Genomic DNA, 20,232 nt, shown 5'->3' with positions numbered 1-20,232 from the left:
GTCGCCTCGGTCGACAAGGCCAAGGAGATGGGCATCGACTGGTGGGAGACCGACCCGGCGCTCTCCTCCCGGGCGCGCCGGGACGAGCTGGCCCGGGAGAACGCCGAACTGCGCGAACGGCTCGCCCGGCTGGAGGAACTCGAGTTGGGCCGCACCCAGGAGGAGGCACCATGACCGGACTGCGGTACGTGTACGCCGTCTGCCGCCCCTTCGGGACGCCCCTGCAGGCCGAGCTGAGGGGCGTGATGGGCGCCCCGCCGGCGCTGCTGCACCACCACGGGCTGGTCGCGGTCGTCAGCACGGTCCCGGAGGCCGACTTCTGCGAGGACGCGCTGAAGGCCCACCTGGAGGATCTGGACTGGCTGGCCGCGACCGCCCGCGCGCACCAGGGGGTGGTCGACGCGCTCACCACGGTGACCACCCCGCTGCCGTTGCGGCTCGCGACCGTCTTCCGGGACGACAGCGCGGTCCGCACCATGATCGAGGCTCGCGAGGACGACTTCCGGCGCCTGCTCGACCGGCTGCACGGCCGCGTGGAGTGGGGAGTGAAGGTGTACCTGGAGCCCGGGGCCGCCGAACCCGAGCCGGCCGCCGCGGCACGGCCCGCCAGCGGGCGTGACTACCTGCGCAGCCGGCGCCGGCAGAGCCACGAGCAGGAGGAGAGGTGGCAGCGGGCCGAGCGGTTCGCCCACCGCCTGCACGAGCGCCTCGCCGAGCGCGCCGAGGAATTCCGGATGCACCGCCCGCAGAACGCGGCGCTCTCCGGCTCCCCCGGCCAGAACGTGCTCAACGCCGCCTACCTGGTGCCCCGGGCGCATTCCGAGGAGTTCGTGGAGCTGGTGGACCGTACGAAGGACGAGGAAGCCGGGATGCGGGTGGAACTCACCGGTCCGTGGGCCGCGTACTCCTTCTCCGGAGAGGTGTCCGGAACGTCCTCCGCGGAGGGATCCGGCTCGTCCTCCGGAGCGGAGTCCGGGGCACGAGCCGGAGCGGAGTCCGGGGCACGAGCCGGAGCGGAGTCCGGGGCACGAGCCGGAGCCGAGTCAGCGGCGGGACCGGGGGAGGGCCGGTGACCGTCGTCGAACGCCGTGAGATCGCCCTGGTGGACCTGCTGGACCGGCTGCTGGCCGGCGGAGTCGTCCTCACCGGCGACATCACGCTGCGCATCGCGGACGTCGACCTGGTCCGGATCGACCTGAACGCGCTGATCAGCTCCGTGAACGAGCAGGTACCGTCGCCCTTCGAGGAGCTCGCATGACCGCCGAGGCCCGGCGCAACCGGCTCGACCTGGAGCCGGACACCGTCGAACGCGACCTGGTGAAGCTCGTCCTCACCGTGGTGGAACTGCTGCGCCAGCTGATGGAACGCCAGGCGGTGCGCCGCTTCGACACCGGCGAGCTGACCGAGGAGCAGGAGGAGCGGATCGGGCTCACCCTCATGCTGCTGGAGGACCGGATGGCCGAGCTGCGGGAGCGCTACGGCCTGCGGCCCGAGGACCTCAACCTGGACCTCGGGCCGCTGGGACCGCTGCTGCCCCGCGAGTGAGCCGCTCGCCGCGCTCCGCGGATCAGGCGTCCTTCCGGCACAGCACCTCTCCGTGCAGGACCGCGAACCAGCCGTCCTCCCGCCGCCCCCAGTCCCGCCAGGCCTCCGCCACCGCCCGCAGCCCCTCCGCGGTGGCGTGGCCGCCCCGGACGGCCCGGCCGGCGTAGTCGGAGGCGACCGTCCGGTCCGCCCACAGGCCGCTCCACCAGGCCCGCTCCTCAGGAGTGGCGAACGTCCAGGTGCTGGACGTGGCCGTGACGTCCCCGAGGCTGGCCGCCCGCGCCCAGGCAGCCAGCCGGCGCCCGGCGTCGGGTTCCCCGCCGTTGGCGCGCGCCACCCGCTCGTACAGGTCCAGCCAGTCGTCGAGGCCGGGGACCGCCGGGTACCACGTCATCGCCGCGTAGTCGGCGTCCCGTACGGCGATGAACCCGCCCGGTCTCGTCACCCGGCGCATCTCGCGCAGCGCCCGCACCGGGTCGCCCACGTGCTGGAGGACCTGATGGGCGTGGACCACGCAGAAGGTGTCGTCCGGGTAGTCCAGGGCGTGCACGTCGGCCACCGCGAAGTCCACGTTCGCCAGCCCGCGGGCGGCGGCCGTGGCCCGGGCCTGCTCCAGCACGCCGGGTGCCCGGTCGACGCCGGTGACGCGGCCGTCGGGGACGATTTCCGCCAGGTCGGCGGTGATGGTGCCGGGTCCGCACCCGATGTCCAGGATCCGCATGCGGGGTTCGAGCACGTCGAGCAGGTAGGCCGCGGAGTTGGCGGCGGTCCGCCACGTGTGCGACCGCAGCACGGACTCGTGGTGGCCGTGCGTGTAGACGGCGGTCTCCTGCGCTTTCGGCATGGCTCTACCCCTTCACCCGGTGAGGCGTGCCGGCCGGACCGTCCGTCCGCCGGTACGCCTCACCGTACGCGCGCATGCCGCATGTTGAGACCCGTGTTTCGCCATGTGGACTCATGGGCTCACGCGGACTCAGGGGGCTCACCGGGGGCGGTACACCGTCAGCGCCTCCGGCAGCTTCTGCAGCGTCACCTCGCCCGACACCGCCGTGACCTCGCCGTCGTACGCCAGCGGCGTGCCGGGGGCCAGGCCGGTGAGCCGCAGCCGGTTCACCTGTACCGCCGCGTGCGCGGGCGAGCGGGTCAGCGGGCCCGCCGCCGCCGCCGCGAGCAGCCGCAGCGCGGGCCTGCGGCTGCCGTGCACCACCCGCACGTCCAGCAGGCCGTCCGCGAGGTCGGTACGGCGGCCCGGGGCCAGACCCATGCGGTGGTAGACGCCGTTGCCGACGAACAGCAGCCACAGCGGCCGGCGCTCCCCGCCCACCTCCACCTCCAGCGGATGCCGGTCGGCGCGCAGCACGCGCAGCGCGCCCAGCACCCCGGCCGGCCAGCCGCCGATGCGGTGCGACCAGCGGTCCCGCGCCCGGACCAGCTCCGGGTACACGCCCAGACTGAGCGTGTTGAGGAACAGCCCCTCGGTGTCCCGGGTGGCGAACCGGCCCACGTCCACCCGGACCGCCTCGCCGTGCCGGACCGCCCGGGCCAGCTGGCGTTCGTCCTCCACGCCCAGGTCGTAGGCGAAGTGGTTGAGGGTGCCGCCCGGCAGCACCGCGAGCGGCAGACCATGCTGCAGGGCGACGCCGGCCGCCGCGTTCACCGTGCCGTCACCGCCGCACACCCCGAGCACCCGGGCCCGGGCCGCCGCCTTCGCCAGCTCGTCGCCGACCTCCTCCGGCGGGCACTCCACGATCTCCGCCTTGGGCAGCGCGCCCTGCAGCGCCCGCACCCGCTCGGCGGTCCCCGAGGCCTGGTTGGCCACCACCACCAGGCCCTCGCCCTCCGGCAGCGCGGGGGCCTCGGCGCGCGACCGGGCGGGCCCTAGCAGCTGGGCGCGGGTCGGCACCAGGCGGCGTACCAGGAACGCGGCGCCCGCGCCGAGCGCCGCCCCGGCCAGCACATCGCTCGGGAAGTGCACACCGGTGTACACCCGGGACGCGGCCACCGAGAACGCCACCGGCGCCACCGCCGCGCCCCACGCCGGCGACTCCAGCGCCACCCCGGTCGCGAAGGCGGCGGCGGACGCTGCGTGCCCGGACGGGAACGACGTGGTGATCGGCTGCCGCTTCAGTTGCCGCACCAGCGGCACCGGGTCCAGTACCGGCCGGGCCCGGCGCACCGAGCGCTTGCCGAGCGTGTTGATGGTCAGCGAGGCGAGGCCGAGCGAGGCCAGTCCCCGCGTCGCCGCCCGGCGGGCGCGCGGGGTGCGGCTGGCGGCCAGCGCGGCGGCCGCCGCGAACCACAGCACTCCGTGGTTGGCGCTGCGGCTCAGCCGGGGCAGGACGCGTTCGGCACCCGGCCAGTTCCAGGCTGCGGCGGCCTCGAACAGCCGGCCGTCGAGTTCGAGCATTCTGCGCAGGGGAGTACGGGCGACGGCCGCGGGCGTGGTCAGGTCCAGGTCTGGGCTCATGGGGTGCGGTTACCCTGAAGCACCGGTTTCTTGTGCCCGGTCCCCCGTCCGCCGCACGGCACCGCAGGTGGGGCGGCGTCCGGGTCCGGGGGGAGCGTTTGCTCCCGGGGCCCGGCGGCTCGCAGAATGCCTCTCCATGGGACATCTGGAAGCCGCGCACCTGGAATACCACCTCCCCGACGGGAGGACGCTCCTCGGCGATGTGTCCTTCCGGGTGGGCGAGGGGGCCGTCGTCGCCCTGGTCGGGCCGAACGGGGCCGGCAAGACCACCCTGCTGCGGCTGCTCTCCGGCGAGCTGAAACCGCACGGGGGCAGCGTCACCGTCGGCGGCGGACTCGGTGTGATGCGCCAGTTCGTCGGCTCGGTACGGGACGAGACGACCGTACGGGACCTGCTCGTGTCCGTCGCCCCGCCCCGCATCCGTGCGGCCGCGCAGGCCGTCGACCGGGCCGAGCACGCCCTCATGACCGTCGACGACGAGGCCGCCCAGCTGGCGTACGCGCAGGCCCTCGCGGACTGGGCGGAGGTCCGCGGCTACGAGGCCGAGACGCTGTGGGACATGTGCACCACCGCCGCGCTCGGCGTCCCGTACGAACGCGCCCAGTGGCGACAGGTGCGCACCCTCTCCGGCGGCGAGCAGAAACGGCTCGTGCTGGAGGCGCTGCTGCGCGGCACCGACGAGGTGCTGCTGCTGGACGAGCCCGACAACTACCTCGACGTGCCCGGCAAGCGGTGGCTGGAGGAGCAGCTCGGGCAGACCCGCAAGACCGTCCTGTTCGTCTCCCACGACCGCGAACTCCTCGCCCGCGCCGCCGAGAAGATCATCTCCGTCGAGCCGGGCCCGGCCGGCGCCGACGCCTGGGTGCACGGCGGGGGCTTCGCCACCTACCACGAGGCCCGCCGCGAACGTTTCGCCCGCTTCGAGGAGCTGCGGCGCCGCTGGGACGAGAAGCACGCCCAGTTGAAGAAGCTCGTCCTGAGCCTGCGCCAGGCCGCGGCCGTCAGCCACGAGATGGCGTCCCGCTACCAGGCCGCGCAGACGCGCCTGCGCAAGTTCGAGGAGGCCGGCCCGCCGCCGGAGCCGCCCCGCGAGCAGGACATCACCATGCGCCTGAAGGGAGGCCGTACCGGCGTGCGGGCCGTCACCTGCGAGGGCCTCGAACTGACCGGCCTGATGCGGCCGTTCGACCTGGAGGTCTTCTACGGCGAGCGGGTCGCCGTCCTCGGCTCCAACGGCTCCGGCAAGTCACACTTCCTGCGCCTGCTCGCCGGCGAGGACGTCGCGCACACGGGGGAGTGGCGGCTGGGCGCCCGCGTCGTGCCCGGGCACTTCGCGCAGACCCACGCCCGCCCCGAACTCCGGGGCCGCACCCTGCTGGACATCCTCTGGAAGGAGCACGCCCAGGACCGGGGAGCGGCCATGTCCCGGCTGCGCCGCTACGAACTCACCCAGCAGGCCGAACAGTCCTTCGACCGGCTCTCCGGCGGTCAGCAGGCCCGCTTCCAGATCCTGCTGCTGGAACTGGCCGGCGCCACCGCGCTGTTGCTGGACGAGCCCACCGACAACCTCGACCTGGAGTCCGCCGAGGCCCTCCAGGAGGGTCTGGAGGCCTTCGACGGCACGGTCCTGGCCGTCACCCACGACCGCTGGTTCGCCCGCTCCTTCGACCGCTTCCTGGTCTTCGGCTCCGACGGCCGGGTCCGCGAGACCCCCGAACCGGTGTGGGACGAACGACGTGTGGAGCGGGCCCGGTAACGGTGCACCCCGCCCCGCCGCCGGGCCGGTCGCCGGTGTCCTGGAGCACCGGGGCCGGCGGCACGACCGGCGCGCCCGTCACCCGGCTGCCGGGCGGGGCGGCCCGGGGCCCCGGCTGTTCGTACAGTGGATGCAGGACCAGTGGACGCAGGACGGGAGCCCGAGGGAATCCGGGTACCCGGAGCCCATGAACGAACACGACGAGCGGGGCACCACGATGACCGGAGTCGACCCCAGCCGGCTGGACGACCAGCAGCTCATGAAAGAGCTGGAGACCATCCACCGCACGCGCCACGACACACTGCTGTACGGCTCCAACGACGCCCTGCGGGCCCACAACGAGCGCATGGCGCAGCTGGAGGGCGAGTACCTGCGCCGCAACCCCCGCCGCCTGGTGAGCGCGGCCCGCACCCGTGAGGGCGCCCGGGAACGGGGCTCCGGCGAATCGGCCACCCCCGACACCCCGGCCACCTGAACCGGACCCCCGGGCACCTGAACCGGACCCCCGGGCACCTGAACCGGACCCCCGGGCACCCGAACCGGCACCGCCCGGCGCGAAGGGGGCCGGCCCGCAGTGGCTGCGGGCCGGCCCCCTCCTGCGCCAGGGACGGGGGTCAGGGCGCGGACTGACCCGTGAACACGTGCAGGAACGCGTCGCAGAACGCCTTCAGATCGTCCGGCTTGCGGCTGGTCACCAGCTGGTTGGAGCCGTGGTCGCAGATCTTGACCTGCTCGTCCACCCAGGTGCCGCCGGCATTGCTGATGTCCGTGCGCAGACTCGGCCACGACGTCAGCACCCGGCCGCGCACGACGTCCGCCTCCACCAGCGTCCAGGGCGCGTGGCAGATCGCGGCCACCGGACGGCCCTGCTCGAAGAAGTCCCGTACGAACGCGACGGCCTTCTCGTCCATCCGCAGGAAGTCAGGGTTGGCGACCCCGCCCGGCAGCACCAGACCGCCGAACGACCCGGCCGACGTCTCACCCACCACCTCGTCCACCGGGAAGGTGTCCGCCTTGTCCAGATGGTTGAACGCCTGGATCTTCCCGGACTCGGTCGACACCAGCACCGGCTCGTGCCCGGCGTCCGAAGCCGCCTTCCACGGTTCGGTCAGCTCGACCTGCTCGACGCCCTCGGGTGCCACCAGAAATGCGATACGCATGATTCTTCCGCTTCCTTTCACTCTCGGCGGTGCCGTCCGGCGGGCCGGGCACGCGCGGCTCCGCTGCCCGGCCCCCGCTCACGCGCCGCCCGCCAGCGCCTCCGCCAGCTGCTGCACGTTGTCGTACCGTTCCCCGTGCCGCAGCCCGGACACCGCGTCGATCAGCCCGCCGGGCGCGTTGCCGCGGCGCAGCGCCCGGGCCAGCTCGCCCGGCTTCGCCGGGAAGGCGTGCCGGCTCAGGTGCCGGGCCAGCTCCAGCCGGGTCCGTTCCAGCGACGCGGGGGCTCCCAGGCCGCCCACGGGGCCGGTCCAGAGCTGCGGGTCGTCGTCCGCGGCCGGCTCCGGGTCGTGCCACTCCTCCACGCGCGTCGGATGGCCGGACCGGAGCAGACCTTGGAGTTCGTGCTTCATCTCGTCGTCCCGGTGGACGCTCAGCCGGTCGCTGCCTCGCTGCATGTCTCCCTCCAGAGGGTCGAAGGTCCGCACCGCGTACCCGGTGCCGCCCGTCCGACACGGATTCCGTGCCGCGCGGTCACTGTTTGTCCCGGCCCGGCAGGAACTCCTGCACCTTCGCCTTCAGCCCCTGCTTGATCATCGAACCGCGGTCGGCGTCGCCCTTCAGGATCGACGCGGCCGTCGCCTCCATCTGCTCCCAGCTGGCGTGCGGCGGGATCGGCGGCACCGCCGGATCGGTCAGGAACTCGATCACCGCCGGGCCGTCCGCGTCCAGCGCGGCCCGCCAGCCCGACTCCACGTCCTCCGGCTTCTCCACCCGGATCCCGGTCAGCCCGAGCGACCGGGCGAACGCCGCGTACTGCACGTCCGGGATCGACTGCGAGGGCAGGAACGACGGAGCACCCTCCATCGCCCGCATCTCCCACGTCACCTGGTTCAGGTCCTGGTTGTTCCACACGGCCACCACCAGCCGCGGATCCGACCAGCGGTCCCGGTACTTCGCCGCCGTGATCATCTCCGCCAGACCGTTCATCTGCATCGCCCCGTCCCCGACGAGCGCGACCACCGGCCGGTCCGGGTGCGCGAACTTCGCCCCGATCGCGTACGGCACCCCCGGACCCATCGTCGCCAGGGTCCCGGACAGCGAACCGCGCATGCCCGGCCGCATCGTGATGTGCCGCGCGTACCAGTTCGCCACCGAACCCGAGTCGGAGGTGAGGATCGCGTCGTCCGGCAGCAGCGGGTCCAGCGCCCGCGCCACGTACTCCGGGTTGATCGGTTCCGCCGCGAGCCCGGCCCGCCGCTCCATCGTCTCGTGCCAGCGCCTGACGTTCGCGCACACGGTGTCGTACCACTCGCGCCCGCGCCCCTCCGCCTTCAGCATCGGGATCAGCTGCCGCAGCGTGGCCCGGGCGTCGCCGACCAGGTTCACCTCGTACGGGTACCGCATGCCGATCATGTGGGCGTCGATGTCGATCTGCACCCCGCGCGCCTTGCCGAACTCCGGCATGAACTGCGTGTACGGGAAGGACGAGCCGATCGTCAGCAGCGTGTCGCAGTCCCGCATCAGCTCGTACGACGGCCGGCTCCCCAGCAGCCCGATCGGCCCCGTCACGTACGGCAGCTCGTCGCTCAGCACGTCCTTGCCGAGCAGCGCCTTCGCCACCCCCGCGCCGAGCAGCTCCGCGATCTCCCGCACCTCCGCGACCGCTCCCGCGGCACCCTGGCCGATCAGGACGGCCACCTTGTCGCCCGCGTTCAGCACGTCCGCCGCCCGGCGCAGCGCCTCGTCCGTCGGGGTCGCCGTGAAGTCGCTCATCCCCAGGCTCGACGGCACCATCTTGAACTCGTGCGTCGGCGGCGAGTAGTCCAGTTCCTGCACGTCACCGGGGATGATCAGCGCGGTGGGGCAGCGCCGGGCGTAGGCCGTACGGATGGCCCGGTCCAGCACGTTCGGCAGCTGCTCGGGCACCGTCACCGTCTCCACGAACTCGGAGGCGACGTCCTTGTACAGCGTGTGGAGGTCGACCTCCTGCTGGTAGGAGCCGCCGATCGCGGTGCGGTTGGTCTGGCCGACGATCGCCAGCACCGGCACGTGGTCCAGCTTGGCGTCGTACAGGCCGTTCAGCAGGTGGATGGCACCCGGTCCCGAGGTCGCCGTGCACACGCCGATGCGGCCGCTGAACTTCGCGTACCCGACCGCCTCGAAGGCGGACATCTCCTCGTGCCGGGACTGGATGAACCGTGGCTGGTCCTCGGCGCGGCCCCAGGCGGCGAGCAGCCCGTTGATGCCGTCGCCCGGATAGCCGAAAACCTGTTCCACGCCCCAGGCGCGCAAGCGCTCGAGGATGTGGTCCGAGACCTTGGGGCTCATGGAGAGACCTCCCAGTGGTGTGCGAAGCGGACGAACCGGCCAGCGGCTACCGAGTCACCTGCCGGGGGGACGGAAAACCTCCGCCGGCCGCCCCGGAGCCCCGTACGGCGGCACCACGCGGGCGCCGTCACCCGCCCGGCCCCGCGTGTCCCGCGAATGGTCTCCGGCCGCGCGCGGTACGGCCCGCCGCGCGCTGTCATGGCAGCGAGGGCACGCCCCGTGCCCCGTACCCGGGCGCCCACGGCGTTGCCGTCGTACCGGTGCGCCGGCGTACCGCCCGACCGTCGCCGTCCGCCGAGGAGCCCCTCCCATGCGCCGCACCGCCCGCGCCCTGTCCGCCGCCTTCGCCGCCGGTGCCGTGCTCGCCCTGACGGGGCCCGCCGCATTCGCCGGTTCCGCCGGTCCCCCCGGTCCGGCCGCCGCCGGTCCCGCCGCCGGTCCCGCCGCCGGTCCCGCCGCCGGGGCGAGTCCCGGCACCGGCGGGCTGACGGTGGTCTGCGACCCCGTCCTCGGGCCGGTGCCCGTCCCTCCCGACGCCGGCGCACCGGCCGGATCGGAGGGCGCGTCCTGCGGGCAGGACGGGGTGGTCCGGGACGGTGATGCGGGGACGGGGGCCGCCGCCGGTGCCGACGGGACCGGGCCGGTGGGTGCGCAGCCGGACGGCGCCGTGGCGGACGGGACCGGAGCGGACGGGACCGGAGCGGACGGGACCGGAGCGGACGGGACCGGAGCGGACCGGACCGGCAAGGCCCGCGCCGGGGAGGTGGGCGGGGGTCGGGACGGCAGTGGCCAGGACGGGGCCGGCCGCGACGGAACCGGGCGCGACCAGGCCGGCCGCGACCAAGCCGGGCAGGACGGGACCGGGCGGGACGCCGGACGGCAGGAAGGGGCCGGGCAGGAATGCGCGGGGGCGGGGGACTGCGGTCGTGACGCGGACGGCGACGGCCACTCGTGCCGCGACACCCAGGACTCCCAGGACCCCCACGGCGCCCAGGGCTCCCGTGACTCCGGCGACTCCCGTGACTCCCGCGACGACACGGGCTGCGCCCAGGCCGCCGTACAGCACGGTGTGGACGCCGGAGCCGGAGGCACCTTCCGCGACTCGGTCCCGGCGCTCGCCGCCGGCGCGGCCTGCATCGCCGCCGCCTGCGTGGGCGCCGGCTACCGGCTGTACGGCCGCCGCCGCTTCCCGTCGGACCCCACGGGGATGTGATCCGGGCGACTGCGGACGTCACCCATGGAGGGCCGTCCGGCGGGTACACAGCCTTCCGAGGGCGCCGCACAGATCACGGCACCGGTTCCAAGCAGCCGTTGGCTCCCCCGGCCCGCGAGGACAGGACGACGGCCCACGACGGCGGACGGCACGGCCCGGACAGGGCGCGACGGCACCACGGACTGCGCGGAGGCGGAGATGCGTCGGACGGACCCCGGGGAGGACCACGGCCCCGTCCGCTACGGCCCGCCCCTCCCCGCCGACGGCCTGCCCGTCCTCCCCGAACTCGCCGCCGTACTCGCCGCCGCCGCGGACCGCGCCGACGCGCAGCCCGTCGGCGGGGCCCCCGCCCTGCTGGAGGCCGCCTGCGGCTACTGGACCCGGCGCGGACTGCCCACCGTCCCCGACCAGGTCGCCGCCGGCCCCGGCGCCCCGGCGCTGCTGCTCGCCGTGACCGCCGCACTCGCCGGCGACGGCGCCGACGTCCTCGTGCCCCGGCCGTGCGCCGCGTGGTGGGCGCCGTACGCCCGGTTGCTCGGCCGGCCCGCCTACCACGTGCCCACCCCCGCCGAGAGCGGCGGCGTCCCGGACCCCTACGCCCTGCTGGAGACCGTCCGCCGGGTCCGCGCCGAGGGCGGTGACCCGCGGCTGCTGGTGCTCTCCGTCGCCGACGACCCCACCGCCACCGTCGCCCCGCCGGAACTGCTGCACGAGACCGTCGAGGCCGCCACCGCCGAGGGCCTCCACCTGGTGAGCGACGAGACCTGGCGCGACACGCTGCACGCCCCGCGCGAGACCGTCCTGCTCAGTCCCGCCGAGATGTGGCCCGACGAGGTCACCGTCGTCACCGACCTGGCCGGCGCCCTGCTGCCCGCCGGCTGGCCCGCCGCCGCGGCCCGCTTCCCGGCCACCGCCGGCGGACGGCACCTGCACGCGCGCGTGCTCGACATCCTCACCGCGCTCGGCGCCCGCATCGCGGCCCCCGTCGCCGCGGCCGCCGGCTACGCCCTCGACGAACCCCCGCCGGTCACCGAACGCCGCGAGGCCGCCGTACGGCTGCACGCGCGGGTGGCGGCCGCCGTGCACGCCGAGGTCGTCGCCGCCGGTGCCCTCGCCCGGCCCCCGCAGGCCGGCCGCCACCTGTACGCCGACCTCGGCCCGCTGCGCGAACCGCTCGCAGCCCGGGGCGTCGGCGACGCCCAGGACCTGGAGGACCTGCTCACCGCCCGGCTCGGCATGCCCGCACCCGGCGGCCACCGCTTCGGCGACGACCTCGGCGCGCTGCGCGTACGGCTCGCCACCGGCCCCCTGCTGGGCGGCGGCACGGTCGAGGAACGCGCGGACTGCCTCACCTCGCCCGCGCCGTTGGAACTGCCGCACCTGCGCCGCGCGTTGGTCTCCTTCAGGTCGGCCTTCGAAGAACTCCGCGACGACGCCCGGCGATGGGAGCCTCCTCGATGACGCAGCAGACGCACGAGCCCGAACCGGCCACGGCGGCCACGGCGGCCACGACGGCCGGCGGGACCGACGCCCAGGAACGCCTCGCGCCCCCGTTCCCCCCGCTCGCCGAGCCCCGCCCGGTCGGCGAACGCCGGGTGTGGCCCCGCACGTTCCACGACCGGCTCACCGCGCCGCTGCCCGGCCTCAAGGCCATGGCCCGCTTCGCCCGCGAAGGCGCCGTGCGGCCCGGCCCCGAGGGCCTCGCCGACGTCCCCCGCCTGCCCTACGAGCCGGCCCCGCTGCCCCGCGTCGGCGCCCGCACCCTCGCCGTGACCTGGGCGGGACACGCCAGCTGGATCGTCCGCGTCGGCGGTCTCACCGTCCTCACCGACCCCGTCTGGTCCCGCCGCATCCTCGGCACCCCCGCCCGCGTCACCCCCGTGGGCGTGCCCTGGGACGCCCTGCCTCGCGTCGACGCCGTCGTCATCAGCCACAACCACTACGACCACCTGGACGCCCCCACCCTGCGCCGGCTCCCGCGCGACACCCCGGTGTTCGTGCCCGCCGGCCTCGGCGGCTGGTTCCGCCGCCGCCGGTTCACGGTCGTCACCGAGCTGGACTGGTGGGAGGGCGCGGAACTCTCCGGCGTCCGCTTCGACTTCGTCCCCGCCCACCACTGGTCCAAGCGCACCCTCACCGACACCTGCCACAGCCTGTGGGGCGGCTGGGTCCTGACCGCGCCCGACGGACAGCGCCTCTACTTCGCCGGCGACACCGGCTACGGCCACTGGTTCTCCCGCATCGGCCGCCGCTACCCCGGCATCGACCTCGCCCTCATGCCCATCGGCGCCTACGACCCCCGCTGGTGGCTGAGCGACGTCCACTGCGACCCCGAGGAGGCCGTCCGGGCCACCCTCGACCTCGGCGCCCGCCGCATGGCCCCCATGCACTGGGGCACCTTCGTCCTGTCGGCCGAACCGGTCCTGGAACCGCTCACCCGGGTGCGGGCCGCCTGGGAGCAGGCGGGACGGGACCGCGAAGACCTGTGGGACCTGCCGGTGGGCGCTTCCAGGATCCTGGACTGAGGCGCGCCCCGCCTCACCCGGCAGACCGGACCCGCCGCCACACACCGGGCGCCGCACTGACGACGACCGTCAGCACGACCGCCAGCAGCACCCCCTCCCACGGCTCCTCGAACAGCGAACCGCCGAGGACGCCGATCACCTGGTACGTGGCCGCCCACGCCAGGCACGCGGGCAGGTTGCCCCGCGAGAACCGCCGCAGCGGCCACTGCGCCATCAAGCAGGCCAGCATCACCGGTATCCGCCCCGCCGGGACCAGCCGCGACAGCACCAGCACCGCGATCCCGTGCTCGGCCAGCTTCCCCCGCGCCTGCGCGAGCCGCTCCTCCGGCGCCCGCTCCCGGATCGCCTCCAGCCACCGCGACCCGTTGCGCGACCGCATCCCGCGCCGCCCCAGCCAGTACAGCGCCCCGTCCCCGAGGAACGCGGCCAGCGACGCCGTCACGAACACCAGCAGCAGCGACAACGGCGCCGTCCGGTGCAACGCCACCACGGCCGCCGAACTGACCAGCGCCCCCGTCGGCACGACCGGCACCAACGCCCCGACGAACACGAGCAGGAACAACGACGGATAGCCCGCCGCCTGCTGCGCCGACCCGCTCGTCACGGTGCGCGACACCTCGGCCACCCACGTCACCGCGCGACCTCCAGCCGCACGCTCTCCCCGTGCCCCAGCTTGTGCACCGCCACCCGCGGTGCCGCCACCGCCGCCAGCCGCACGAACTCGTCACCCGGGGCGTGGAACTCGTGCGGGCGCACCGCGTCCATACCGATCGGCCAGTACGTCCCGTAGTGCACCGGCACCGCGACCCGCGGTGCCAGCCGGGCCAGCGCCCGCGCCGCCCGCCCCGCGTCCAGGTGTCCCTCCCCGAGGTACGGCCCCCAGCCGCCCACCGGCAGCAACGCCACGTCCACGGGCCCCACCCGCTCGGCCATCGCGTCGAACAGCCCCGTGTCCCCGGCGAAGTACGTCCGCGCCTCGCCCTCCACGACATAACCCAGCGCGGGGGAGCGCCGCGGCCCCACCGGCAGCCGCCGCCCGTCGTGCAGCGCCGGCACCACCCGGACCAGCAGCCGTCCTATCCGCACCTCGTCCCCGGGCACCACCTCGGTGACGCGCAGGTGCCGCAGCCGGCGCAGACCCGGTACCGCCCGGGGTGCGCCCCGGGGCACGAGCAGGCGCGTGCCCGGGCCGAGACAGGCCAGGGACGGCAGGTGCAGATGGTCGGCGTGCAGGTGGGAGACCAGCACCACGTCCGCGCGACGGGCCCCGGCGGGCGGCAGCGGGCCGCGCCGCCGCCGCAGATGCGCCAGCCGGCGGGCGAACAGGGGATCGGTGAGCACCCGTACGTTCGCGTCCTCCACCGCGCAGGTGGCGTGACCCCACCAGGTGATCTCCACCGGCACCTTCTCCGCCTCCTTCACGCGACTCCCCGAAGCCTACGGGCAGGAGTAGGGTCGGCGGCGAAACCCGGAGGTGAGGGGGACGCCATGGGACAGCTGCGGGGTGCCTTCGGCGCGTTCACGACCGTGCGGGTGACCGCGATCGCGAGCCTCACACCCCTGGAGGAGCTGGAGGCCGACCCCTTCCTGGTGGACTCGCGCAGCCAGCACGCCATGTGCGCCCGCTGGGCCGCCGAACGCGGCTACGTCGTCGCCCGCGAACTCCTCGTCGGCGGCCTGCGCTTCGACCACTGCGCCCTCTGGGACGGAGTCCGCCCCGGCGTGGACCTGTTCGTCGCCCCCAGCCTGCGGGTACTGCGCCGGGCCCTGTCGTCGGTCGAGGAGTTCACCGCCGAGTGCGCCCGCCGCGGGGTACGCGTGGAGACCGTGGGCCGGGCCGAGCCGTCCTACGACGCGCAGATGAAGGCACGGGTGCACCGGCGGCTGTCCATGCCCACGGCCGGCTACGACGGGCGGTGACCCCGGCCCCGTGTGACAAGGTGGAGCGGGGCCCGACCGCGGCCCGCTGAGCGAGACGGGGGCCCGCCCGCCCACCCGGGGGAGGGCCGGGACACGAGGTGGACGAGGCGTGCGCGGCATACGGTGGCGACGGTTCGCCAGTCAGATCGGACGGAGCATCACCGTCTGGGCGGTCTCCACGGTCACCATGCTGGCCCTCGCCGGCCTGCTGCCCGACTTCCAGCTCCAGTCGCCCGACGGTGACAGCGCCACCCGCATCGCCGTCACGGCCGCCTGCGGCGCGGGCGCCTTCGGCATCCTCTCGGCCGTCGTCTGGCCCCTGCTGGTCCGCCTGCTGCTGCTCGTCCCCGCGCTCGTCCTCGGCCTGCTGGTCTTCTTCCTCAACGGCTCCCTGCTGCTGCTCGCCCTGCGCATCAACCCCTCGGGACCGGCCGAGGCCGCTCCTGAGACCGCCGTCATCGTGGCCGCCGTGATGTCCGCCGTCGCCTCCGCCACCGGCGCGGCCCTCGCCGTACGCGACGACGAGGCCTACCGGCGCCGCCTGCACCGCCTCGCCACCCGCAGCCACCGGTCCCACCCGCCGTGCCCCGGCGCCCCCGGCCTGGTCTGCGTGCAGCTCGACGGCGTGGGCCACGACGTGCTCGTGGAGGCGGTACGCAAGGGCCTGATGCCGACGGTGCACCGATGGCTCGGCCCGGACGCCGGCACAGCCGGCGCCGTGCACCCGGCGGGCGGAGACGTACCGGCTCCGCACGAAGGCGTACCGGCCCCGCGCGCAGGAGGGCGGTCCCCGGGCGGCGGTGTGCGGCCGGCCACCCACCGCCTCACCCCGTGGCGCACCGACTGGTCCAGCCAGACCGGCGCCAGCCAGCTCGGCATCCTGCACGGGACGACCTTCGACGTGCCGGCCTTCCGCTGGTACGAGAAGGACCGCGGTGAGGTGATGGTCTGCAACCGGCCGACGAGCGCGGCCGAACTGCAGCGCCGCGCCATGCTGCGCACCGGCCACGGCGGGCTGCTCACGGTCGACGGTGCCAGCCGCGGCAACCTGTTCAGCGGCGGCGCCGGCGAGCAGGCGCTGGTGCTGTCCATCGCCACCCGCCGCCGCGGCCCGGCGAACCGCTCCCGCGCCGGCTACTTCGCCTACTTCTCCGACCCCGCCAACGCCGTGCGCACGGCGCTGTCCTTCGCCGCCGAGGTCGCCCGCGAGATCGGCCAGTCCACGCGCGCCCGCCTGCGCAGGGAGCGCCCGCGCGTCGGCCGGGGCGGTCTCTACCCGCTCGTGCGCGCCTTCGCCACCGTCGTCGAACGGGACGTCGTCGTGGCCGCGGTCATGGGCGACATGCTCGCCGGCCGCACCTGCGTCTACGCCGACCTCGTCGCCTACGACGAGGTCGCCCACCACTCCGGCCCGCACAGCCGCGACGCCGAGAAGGTCCTGCAGCGCCTCGACCGCTCCCTCGCCCTCCTCGAACGCGTCGCCGAACACGCCCCGCGCCCCTACCGCATCGTCGTCCTCTCCGACCACGGACAGAGCCCCGGGGAAACCTTCCGGTCCCGCTACGGCCTCACGCTCGGCGACCTGGTGCGCGCCGGCTGCGGACTGCCCGTGCCGCGCCGCGCGGAGCGCACCCGCAGCGGGGCCGAGGCCCGCACCGCCGTCCGCGCCGCCCTGCGCCGGCCGGTGGAGGAGAGGTCCGAGCGCCACCGCACCGCCCCCCACCGCGAGCCGGTCGTGCTGGCCTCCGGCAACCTCGGCCTGGTCTCCTTCCCGGACGTCCCGCACCGCATGACCAAGGAGGAGATCGACGCCCGCCACCCCGGCCTGCTCACCACGCTCGCCAACCACCCCGGCATCGGCTTCCTGCTGGTGCGCAGCGAGGAACACGGCGGTGTGGTGCTGGGCGCCCACGGCGCCGAGATCCCGCTCGCCGGACTCGACGACGAGCCCGGCCCGCTGGCCCGCTTCGGCCCCGGCGCCGCCGACGCCGTCCGCCGCACGCACTCCTTCCCGCACACCGCCGACATCATGGTGAACTCCGCCTACGAGCCCGCCGACGGCGAAGTCCTCGCCTTCGAGGAGCAGATCGGCTCCCACGGCGGGCTCGGCGGCGCCCAGTCCCGCCCTTTCCTGCTCTCCCCGCGCCAGCTGTCCGCGCCGGTCGTGGACGGCGCGGAACCGGCCGGCGCCGAGCACGTGCACCGCGTCCTGCGCCGCTGGCTGCGCGAACTGGACGGCCCCCAGGTACCGCTCACCGGGAACGCAGAGAACGCCGAGAACGCAGAGAACGCCGAGAACGCCGAGAACGCAGAGAAGGAGCGGGCCGCCTGAAATTCGGCTGCACCCGCACCGCCCCGCACCGCACACTGTCCGAGTCGTACACGTCTCGAACCACTCCGGGGGACACCCGCGTTGCAGGCCGCCGTCACCGTCACTCCCGCCCGCGTCCCCGAGCTGCTGCTGGGACTCGCCACCGTCCGGCCCGTCTTCCTCTGGGGCGCACCGGGCATCGGGAAGTCCTCCCTGGTGCGGGAGTTCGCCGCCGCGCTCGGCCTGGAGTGCGTGAGCCTGCTCGGCACCCAGCTCGCCCCCGAGGACCTGATCGGCGTGCCGCAGATCCGCGACGGGCGCTCGGTGTTCTGCCCGCCGGAGGCGATCGCCCGCGACGAGCCGTACTGCCTGTTCCTGGACGAGCTGAACGCCGCCACCCCGGACGTGCAGAAGGCGTTCTACTCCCTCATCCTGGACCGCCGCATCGGCAGCTACGAGCTGCCGGAAGGCTCCGTCGTCATCGGCGCCGGGAACCGCGCCACCGACAACGCCCTGGCCCGGCCGCTCGCCTCCGCCCTGGTGAACCGGCTCGCCCACGTCCACCTGGAGGTCTCCGCCACGGACTGGCTGGCCTGGGCCGCGGACAACGGCATCCACCCGTGGATCACGGACCACCTCACCGACCGGCCGGACCACCTGTGGTCCAAGCCGCCCAAGACCGAGGAGCCGTTCTCCACGCCCCGCTCCTGGCACATGCTCTCCGACGCCCTGTACTCCTTCGGCACCGGCCTGGACGAGCCGACGCTCACCGTCCTCGCGCACGGCACCCTCACCCCGGCGCACGCCACCGCCTTCTGCGGCTACGTCAAGGTCGTCCGCAGCCGGTACGGGATCGAGGCGATCCTCAAGGGCGACGCCCGCTGGCCGCACCGCCTCCAGGACCGCGACCTGCTGTACTACCTCGCCGAGTCCTTCCGCGGCCGCCTCGTGAAGGAGCTGCCCGCCAGCAGGGAGCACATGTCGGAGAACGGCCGGCAGACCGCCTACCGGGCCAAGTCGCTGCTGGTGCAGCTCGCCGAGATCTCCGTGGAGGTCGCCCAGACCGTCCTCGCCTCCGACGCCGACGGCAACCCGCTCCTGCCGTCCTGGTTCCTGGTCGAGGCCGCCCGGGACATGCCCCGCCTGGTGGAGGCGCGGCGGTGAGCCGCCGCCGGCCGAAGGAGAAACGGGACCCGGCCGGCGAGGCGTTCGCCGAGGGGTTGCGGCTGCTGCGCGCCAACCCGGCGCTCGCCGCCGTCGAGTTCGACGTCTGCCGCACCGAGGACTGTGTCCTCGCGCCGCGCGAGGGCCTGCTCGTCACCGACTCCGACGGCACCGTGCACGCCCACCCCCACCGGTTCGCCGAACCGGCCGCCTGGGCGTAGGCGCTCGCGCACGCCGCGATGCACCTCGGTTTCGGGCACCTCCCGGCCGCCCCGGGCGCGCGCGAGCAGCCCGACCGGTACGACCTGGCCGCCCGCTGCGTCGTCGTCAACCGCTTCCTGCTCGGCTTCCCGGTCGGCACCGCCCCGGAGGAACTCCCCGTGAGCTACCCCGACGGCGACGAGGAGCGGCTCGCCGCCCGCTGGCGCGCCCACGGCCTGCCGGCCGCCTACGAGCGCTGCGGCACCGCGGGCCCGGGGCCCGACCAGGTGCTCGTCGAATGGCTCCGCCGGTGGGGACCCGTCCCGGACCGCCAGCTGGCCTTCGCCACCGCCCTGACCCGGACGGTGTCCGCCGCGCTGGACCTGGCCGGCGGCCGTCTGGACAGCCTCGACGGCGAGCGCCTGCCCCGGCGCCCCTGGGAGCGGGCCCTATTCGTCTCCTCCTACCCGCTGCTCGGCGGCATCGCGGCCGGCATCACCCTCGTCGCCGACGCCGAACTCGCCCGCGCCCACGGCATCCGGATCGCCGCCGTCGACCCCGGGGCCGGCGAGATCTACGTCAACCCGCTGCGCACCTTCGAGGACGAGGAGTGGCGGTTCATCCTCGCCCACGAGATGCTGCACGCCGCCCTGCGCCACGGCGACCGCTGCGGCACCCGCGATCCCTACCTGTTCAACATCGCCTGCGACTACGTCGTCAACGGCTGGCTGGTCGAGATGCAGGTCGGCACCCTGCCCGAGGGCCTGCTGCACGACCCGGAACTGGCCGGCCTGTCCGCCGAGGAGGTCTACGACCGCGTCGCCGGCGACCTGCGCCGGATGCGCCGGCTGGCCACGCCGCGCGGCAAGGGCGCCGGCGACGTCCTCGGCGGCCCGCTCCGCCCGGCCGGCGACTACGTCGACCTGGACGAGTTCTACCGGCGCGGGCTGAGCCGCGGTCTCGACCTGCACCAGGCACAGCGACGCGGGTTCCTGCCCGGCGGCCTGGTCGCGGAGATCCGCGCCCTCAGCCATCCGCCGCTGCCCTGGGACGCCCGGCTCGCCCGCTGGTTCGACGAGTTCGTCCCGCGCCCGGAGCCCGTGCGGACCTACGCCCGCCCCGCCCGCCGCCAGGCCTCCACCCCCGGCATCCCGCGCGCCGGCCGCTATTTCCCGCCGGAGGAGGTCGCCCGCTGCACCTTCGGCGTGGTCCTCGACACCTCGGGCTCGATGGGCGTCACGCTGCTCGGCAAGGCGCTCGGCGCGATCGCCTCCTACGCGGAGTCCCGGGACGTGCCCGCCGCCCGTGTGGTCTTCTGCGACGCCGCCCCGTACGACGCCGGCTACCTGCCGGTCACCGAGATCGCCGGCCGGGTACGGGTGCACGGCCGCGGCGGTACGGTCCTGCAGCCCGGCATCGACCTGCTGCGGCGGGCGGAGGACTTCCCGGCCACCGCACCGGTGCTGGTCATCACCGACGGGTGGTGCGACGTGCTACGGGTACGCGGGGAACACGCCTATCTGATCCCGCGGGGCAGCCGCCTGCCGTTCACGCCGCGTGGGCCGGTCTTCGAAGTGAGCTGACCGAGGATGTGATCGGATAGGACCACCCGGGAACCCCGGGACCGCGACACTCGCGAAA

18 protein-coding genes and 2 pseudogenes are annotated in these 20,232 nt (G+C 74.9%); 13 read left to right on the top strand and 7 right to left on the bottom strand.

Translation table 11 applies throughout. The features are described 5' to 3' along the window. The 4 genes and pseudogenes from IE312_RS39460 to IE312_RS10280 form a co-directional block, all read left to right on the top strand. Window positions 1-174, top strand: a pseudogene (locus IE312_RS39460) (gas vesicle protein); the annotation flags it as partial. Continuing rightward, window positions 171-1,073: a GvpL/GvpF family gas vesicle protein gene (locus IE312_RS10290; RefSeq protein ID WP_370467548.1), complete on the top strand. Its 903-nt coding sequence runs from the start codon at window positions 171-173 to the stop codon at window positions 1,071-1,073. The pseudogene IE312_RS39460 and the gene IE312_RS10290, both read left to right, overlap by 4 nt. Then, a complete protein-coding gene (locus IE312_RS10285) occupies window positions 1,070-1,258 on the top strand; it encodes a gas vesicle protein (RefSeq protein ID WP_189980512.1) in 189 nt (62 codons plus the stop codon). Before IE312_RS10290 ends, IE312_RS10285 begins: the two co-directional genes overlap by 4 nt. Further along, complete coding sequence (locus IE312_RS10280) at window positions 1,255-1,545, top strand: gas vesicle protein K (RefSeq protein ID WP_189980510.1); 291 nt, start codon at window positions 1,255-1,257, stop codon at window positions 1,543-1,545. The genes IE312_RS10285 and IE312_RS10280 overlap by 4 nt, the downstream gene beginning before the upstream one ends. Before the next feature lie 22 nt (window positions 1,546-1,567). On the opposite strand, the gene IE312_RS10275 is transcribed toward IE312_RS10280, so the two are convergent. Beyond that, window positions 1,568-2,389, bottom strand: a complete 822-nt coding sequence (locus IE312_RS10275; protein ID WP_189980508.1) for a class I SAM-dependent methyltransferase — start codon at window positions 2,387-2,389, stop codon at window positions 1,568-1,570. Window positions 2,390-2,527: 138 nt separating this feature from the next. Continuing rightward, window positions 2,528-4,012 (bottom strand): bifunctional phosphatase PAP2/diacylglycerol kinase family protein, encoded by a 1,485-nt coding sequence (locus tag IE312_RS10270; protein ID WP_189980505.1) that lies wholly within the window; start codon window positions 4,010-4,012, stop codon window positions 2,528-2,530. A gap of 136 nt (window positions 4,013-4,148) precedes the next feature. Here IE312_RS10270 and IE312_RS10265 point away from each other — a divergent pair, with 136 nt between their 5' ends. Together IE312_RS10265 and IE312_RS10260 are read left to right on the top strand one after the other, a co-directional pair. Continuing rightward, the gene (locus IE312_RS10265) at window positions 4,149-5,768 is read left to right on the top strand and encodes an ABC-F family ATP-binding cassette domain-containing protein (protein ID WP_189980503.1); all 1,620 of its coding nucleotides are present in this window, start codon (window positions 4,149-4,151) and stop codon (window positions 5,766-5,768) included. 187 nt (window positions 5,769-5,955) lie between these two features. Next, window positions 5,956-6,243 (top strand): DUF6158 family protein, encoded by a 288-nt coding sequence (locus IE312_RS10260; RefSeq protein ID WP_189980500.1) that lies wholly within the window; start codon window positions 5,956-5,958, stop codon window positions 6,241-6,243. Between the two features lie 139 nt (window positions 6,244-6,382). Here IE312_RS10260 and IE312_RS10255 read toward each other — a convergent pair whose 3' ends face one another. The 3 genes from IE312_RS10255 to IE312_RS10245 form a co-directional block, all read right to left on the bottom strand. After that, on the bottom strand, window positions 6,383-6,928 hold the full coding sequence (locus IE312_RS10255; RefSeq protein WP_189980498.1) for a type 1 glutamine amidotransferase domain-containing protein: 546 nt from the start codon (window positions 6,926-6,928) through the stop codon (window positions 6,383-6,385). A gap of 78 nt (window positions 6,929-7,006) precedes the next feature. Further along, entirely contained in the window at window positions 7,007-7,384 is a 378-nt protein-coding gene (locus IE312_RS10250; protein ID WP_189980496.1) for a DUF2795 domain-containing protein, read from the bottom strand. A gap of 76 nt (window positions 7,385-7,460) precedes the next feature. Then, window positions 7,461-9,257, bottom strand: a complete 1,797-nt coding sequence (locus IE312_RS10245) for a thiamine pyrophosphate-requiring protein (protein WP_189980494.1) — start codon at window positions 9,255-9,257, stop codon at window positions 7,461-7,463. 310 nt (window positions 9,258-9,567) lie between these two features. On the opposite strand from IE312_RS10245, the gene IE312_RS10240 reads away from it, so the two are divergent. The 3 genes from IE312_RS10240 (at window position 9,568) to IE312_RS10230 (ending at window position 12,995) form a co-directional block, all read left to right on the top strand. Beyond that, window positions 9,568-10,470 carry a hypothetical protein gene (locus IE312_RS10240; protein WP_189980492.1) on the top strand — a complete coding sequence of 301 codons (903 nt, stop codon included), beginning with the start codon at window positions 9,568-9,570 and terminating at the stop codon, window positions 10,468-10,470. 198 nt (window positions 10,471-10,668) lie between these two features. Further along, on the top strand, window positions 10,669-11,931 hold the full coding sequence (locus IE312_RS10235; RefSeq protein WP_189980490.1) for an aminotransferase class I/II-fold pyridoxal phosphate-dependent enzyme: 1,263 nt from the start codon (window positions 10,669-10,671) through the stop codon (window positions 11,929-11,931). After that, window positions 11,928-12,995, top strand: a complete 1,068-nt coding sequence (locus IE312_RS10230; RefSeq protein WP_370467547.1) for an MBL fold metallo-hydrolase — start codon at window positions 11,928-11,930, stop codon at window positions 12,993-12,995. The genes IE312_RS10235 and IE312_RS10230 overlap by 4 nt, the downstream gene beginning before the upstream one ends. A 13-nt stretch (window positions 12,996-13,008) precedes the next feature. Here the strand turns inward: IE312_RS10230 and IE312_RS10225 are convergent, their stop codons facing one another. Together IE312_RS10225 and IE312_RS10220 are read right to left on the bottom strand one after the other, a co-directional pair. Beyond that, entirely contained in the window at window positions 13,009-13,599 is a 591-nt protein-coding gene (locus tag IE312_RS10225) for a DedA family protein (RefSeq protein ID WP_370467546.1), read from the bottom strand. Window positions 13,600-13,625: 26 nt separating this feature from the next. Continuing rightward, the gene (locus IE312_RS10220) at window positions 13,626-14,399 is read right to left on the bottom strand and encodes an MBL fold metallo-hydrolase (protein ID WP_189980830.1); all 774 of its coding nucleotides are present in this window, start codon (window positions 14,397-14,399) and stop codon (window positions 13,626-13,628) included. A gap of 84 nt (window positions 14,400-14,483) precedes the next feature. Here IE312_RS10220 and IE312_RS10215 point away from each other — a divergent pair, with 84 nt between their 5' ends. The 4 genes and pseudogenes from IE312_RS10215 to IE312_RS10200 all read left to right on the top strand — a co-directional run bounded on the left by IE312_RS10215 (window position 14,484) and on the right by IE312_RS10200 (window position 20,174). Continuing rightward, window positions 14,484-14,915 (top strand): hypothetical protein, encoded by a 432-nt coding sequence (locus IE312_RS10215; protein ID WP_189980485.1) that lies wholly within the window; start codon window positions 14,484-14,486, stop codon window positions 14,913-14,915. 109 nt (window positions 14,916-15,024) lie between these two features. Further along, window positions 15,025-17,247: a phage holin family protein gene (locus IE312_RS10210; protein ID WP_189980483.1), complete on the top strand. Its 2,223-nt coding sequence runs from the start codon at window positions 15,025-15,027 to the stop codon at window positions 17,245-17,247. A gap of 81 nt (window positions 17,248-17,328) precedes the next feature. Next, complete coding sequence (locus IE312_RS10205) at window positions 17,329-18,390, top strand: ATP-binding protein (RefSeq protein ID WP_189980481.1); 1,062 nt, start codon at window positions 17,329-17,331, stop codon at window positions 18,388-18,390. Beyond that, a pseudogene (locus IE312_RS10200) lies at window positions 18,387-20,174 on the top strand (vWA domain-containing protein). The gene IE312_RS10205 and the pseudogene IE312_RS10200 overlap by 4 nt, the downstream one beginning before the upstream one ends. Window positions 20,175-20,232 lie beyond the last annotated feature (58 nt).

Source organism: Streptomyces capoamus (genome assembly GCF_014654935.1).
In the GTDB taxonomy this organism is placed as follows: Bacteria; Actinomycetota; Actinomycetes; order Streptomycetales; family Streptomycetaceae; genus Streptomyces; species Streptomyces capoamus.
The sequence above is the reverse complement of the archived record's forward strand: the minus strand, read 5'-3'. Positions and strand labels throughout refer to the sequence as shown.

What these genes read in the sequence shown, in the direction of transcription:
- IE312_RS10230 (WP_370467547.1), top strand. Translation starts at nt 11,928, where the DNA reads ATGACGCAGCAGACGCACGAGCCCGAACCGGCCACGGCGGCCACGGCG.
- IE312_RS10280 (WP_189980510.1), top strand. Translation starts at nt 1,255, where the DNA reads ATGACCGCCGAGGCCCGGCGCAACCGGCTCGACCTGGAGCCGGACACC.
- IE312_RS10240 (WP_189980492.1), top strand. Translation starts at nt 9,568, where the DNA reads ATGCGCCGCACCGCCCGCGCCCTGTCCGCCGCCTTCGCCGCCGGTGCC.
- IE312_RS10275 (WP_189980508.1), bottom strand. Translation starts at nt 2,389, where the DNA reads ATGCCGAAAGCGCAGGAGACCGCCGTCTACACGCACGGCCACCACGAG.
- IE312_RS10255 (WP_189980498.1), bottom strand. Translation starts at nt 6,928, where the DNA reads ATGCGTATCGCATTTCTGGTGGCACCCGAGGGCGTCGAGCAGGTCGAG.
- IE312_RS10250 (WP_189980496.1), bottom strand. Translation starts at nt 7,384, where the DNA reads ATGCAGCGAGGCAGCGACCGGCTGAGCGTCCACCGGGACGACGAGATG.
- IE312_RS10215 (WP_189980485.1), top strand. Translation starts at nt 14,484, where the DNA reads ATGGGACAGCTGCGGGGTGCCTTCGGCGCGTTCACGACCGTGCGGGTG.
- IE312_RS10265 (WP_189980503.1), top strand. Translation starts at nt 4,149, where the DNA reads ATGGGACATCTGGAAGCCGCGCACCTGGAATACCACCTCCCCGACGGG.
- IE312_RS10290 (WP_370467548.1), top strand. Translation starts at nt 171, where the DNA reads ATGACCGGACTGCGGTACGTGTACGCCGTCTGCCGCCCCTTCGGGACG.
- IE312_RS10245 (WP_189980494.1), bottom strand. Translation starts at nt 9,257, where the DNA reads ATGAGCCCCAAGGTCTCGGACCACATCCTCGAGCGCTTGCGCGCCTGG.
- IE312_RS10260 (WP_189980500.1), top strand. Translation starts at nt 5,956, where the DNA reads ATGAACGAACACGACGAGCGGGGCACCACGATGACCGGAGTCGACCCC.
- IE312_RS10270 (WP_189980505.1), bottom strand. Translation starts at nt 4,012, where the DNA reads ATGAGCCCAGACCTGGACCTGACCACGCCCGCGGCCGTCGCCCGTACT.
- IE312_RS10235 (WP_189980490.1), top strand. Translation starts at nt 10,669, where the DNA reads ATGCGTCGGACGGACCCCGGGGAGGACCACGGCCCCGTCCGCTACGGC.